The following is a 2,261-nucleotide window of genomic DNA, read 5'->3' as shown; positions in this document are numbered from 1 at the left end:
AGGAGCATGGACAGCACGGTGCCGACGAGGATGTGCACGACGTTGTAATGGCTCTTTTCCTTGCCGTCCCCTCCCGTCAGGATGCTCTTCCCGCGGATCAGCTTGTCTTCGAACCCCATGAGTCCCTCTTGACCGGGCGCCCGGTCGTCGTCACTTGCGGGCCGTGCCTTTGAAGAACGTGTACGAAAACGTGCCGTCCTCGCCGGCCGTGCGATACAGGTCCCGGATCCCCCGGTCCCATTCCTCCGCGCCGATCCGTCCCGAGCGCAGCGCCTGCTCCCGGACTCCCTCGACCATCGCGGTGAACGTGTTCTTCGTGAACCCCTCGACCAGCTCCGGCCGGCTCGAATCGGCGTAGACCGTCCGGGGGGAAACCGCCGCCTCCCGGAAGCCCGCCCGCTTCAGCAGCGGGTAGAGCTCCCTTCCGATCAGGGAGTTTCCTCCCGCCTCCGCCTGCATGTCGACGAGGCAGCGGATCGCCTCCCGGGCGGACGCGCTGTCCGGATGGAAATACGCCGACCCGTGGTCCCCCTCGATCGCGGTGATCGTCCCGCCGGGCTTCAGCACCTCCCGGAGCCGCGACAGCGCCGCCGCCGGATCCGGGAGATGCTCCAGGACGAAACAGAGGAATACGTGGTCGAAGCTGTTCTCCCGGAACGGCAGGCGGAAGATGTCGCACCGGAGGAAGGCGACGTTGGCGAATCTCCGCGATGCGACGCGACGCCGCGCCGCTCCGAGGGAATCCTCCGACCGGTCGATGGATGTGAACGCCGCCCCGGGGCTGTTCCGCGCAAGGATCACGGTCTGGGCGCCGACGCCGCAACCCGCCTCGAGCACCCTGGCCCCCGCCGGATAGACCGTATCGGAATGAAGCAGGGCGGCGAGCGTGTCCGCCTGGTCCGTCAGCCGGACGCCCTCCCTTTCCGTGTAGCCGTGGACGTACCGCTCTTCCATCATCCCGGCAGCAGCCCTTCCAGCATTTCGGCCGCGTCGCGGACCAGATCGACGCACCGGGTGCGGAACAGCTCCTTCTCAACCGCGATGCGATAACCTTCGGGCGTGCTGATGTCGCAGCCGAGGAGGTCCTTGCAGGCCAGCGCCCCGTGCCGCTCCCGGAACTTCCCCGTGAGCGATCCGACCGCGGCATATGCGTCCCTGCGCCCCTCGATCTTTCTGCAGCCCTCCCCGCAGAAGGCGAGCCCCAGCACCATGTAGGCGCCCGTGACCGCTCCGCAGGTCCCGGCCATCCGCATCCCTCCTCCGAATCCCGCCGCGACCCGCACCCCGAGGCCTTCTTCCATGCCGAAGCGGGGGCCGTAGACCGCCAGGATCGCCTGGGAGCAGGTGCAGCCGTCCCGGAACAGTTCCACGGCCTTGTCGATATCGCTCATTCCCTGCCTCCTGCCTTCGCCCAATCGACGGAAGACCCGCCTGCGGCGTTCCGGAACGATTCGCCCGAAAGGTCGAACAGCCAATAGCTGTTCGGCCGGATGCCTTTCAAGGTGTTCGCGTCGTTTTTATCGAATGCCTCCTCGAGCCGGCTTCCCGGTATCGGCGATGAAAACGGCAGGTACCTGTAGAATATGAACCCTCCGGTTTTCGTGAGGATCACTCCCACGCCCGTTGCGGTCATGAAACGGTCGTCGTCCGCGGAATGGACCAGCAGCATCAGATCCCCGCGTTCTCCCGGCGTGTCCGCACCCCGCTGCCCGAGAAAAAATCTTCCGGAATCCACGGAATCCTTATCGGGCGGTTCGGGCGTTCCGAATACGGCCATGAAATATCCGGGTCCCTTCATCGTGCCCCTCCCGGCGTCGCCTGCGCACCGGATGCAACGAAGTCCCCCTCCAGTTCGGCCACGTTTTCATCGTTGCATCGCAATGCGGAGGCCATTTTTATCCTTGCCCGGCCCTTCTGTTCCAGAACGGAGAGGAACCGGCGCCAGGCCGACGGATCGATATCGGCCGTCGTGGCCGTGAAGTTCCCGAGGATCGGGCGCTCGAACCTCATGGCGCTTTTATGGATCACGATCCGGCCGTCGATCTTTTCGCCGCGCAGCCGGATATGGAGCAGCGACCATGCCGCGAGCATCGCCACGGCGGAGGCGCTGCCGCCGAAGACGGTATCCCGGTGGTTGATGTTCGGGGCAAGGGGCGCGGCCAACGTCACGCGGTCGAACGTGGCTTCCACGACCTCCACCCCCATCGCCCTGGAGATCGGGATGCGCTCGTGCAGGTATTTCTTCAGAGACTCCACAGTAT

At 65.5% G+C, this 2,261-nt stretch carries 4 protein-coding genes; all 4 read right to left on the bottom strand.

Annotated elements, in window-relative coordinates; all coding sequences use genetic code 11:
- Positions 1-150: 150 nt before the first annotated feature.
- Positions 151-957 (bottom strand): methyltransferase domain-containing protein, encoded by an 807-nt coding sequence (locus AB1346_14200; protein MEW6721594.1) that lies wholly within the window; start codon positions 955-957, stop codon positions 151-153.
- Entirely contained in the window at positions 954-1,391 is a 438-nt protein-coding gene (locus AB1346_14195) for a C-GCAxxG-C-C family protein (GenBank protein MEW6721593.1), read from the bottom strand. Before AB1346_14195 ends, AB1346_14200 begins: the two co-directional genes overlap by 4 nt.
- The gene (locus AB1346_14190) at positions 1,388-1,798 is read right to left on the bottom strand and encodes a hypothetical protein (protein ID MEW6721592.1); all 411 of its coding nucleotides are present in this window, start codon (positions 1,796-1,798) and stop codon (positions 1,388-1,390) included. The genes AB1346_14195 and AB1346_14190 overlap by 4 nt, the downstream gene beginning before the upstream one ends.
- Positions 1,795-2,261: YiiD C-terminal domain-containing protein (locus AB1346_14185; GenBank protein MEW6721591.1), on the bottom strand; the 467-nt coding region annotated here is incomplete at its 5' end. The genes AB1346_14185 and AB1346_14190, both read right to left, overlap by 4 nt.

The sequence above is a fragment of the Thermodesulfobacteriota bacterium genome, from assembly GCA_040758155.1.
GTDB lineage: Bacteria > Desulfobacterota > Deferrimicrobia > Deferrimicrobiales > Deferrimicrobiaceae > UBA2219.
The sequence above is the reverse complement of the archived record's forward strand: the minus strand, read 5'-3'. Positions and strand labels throughout refer to the sequence as shown.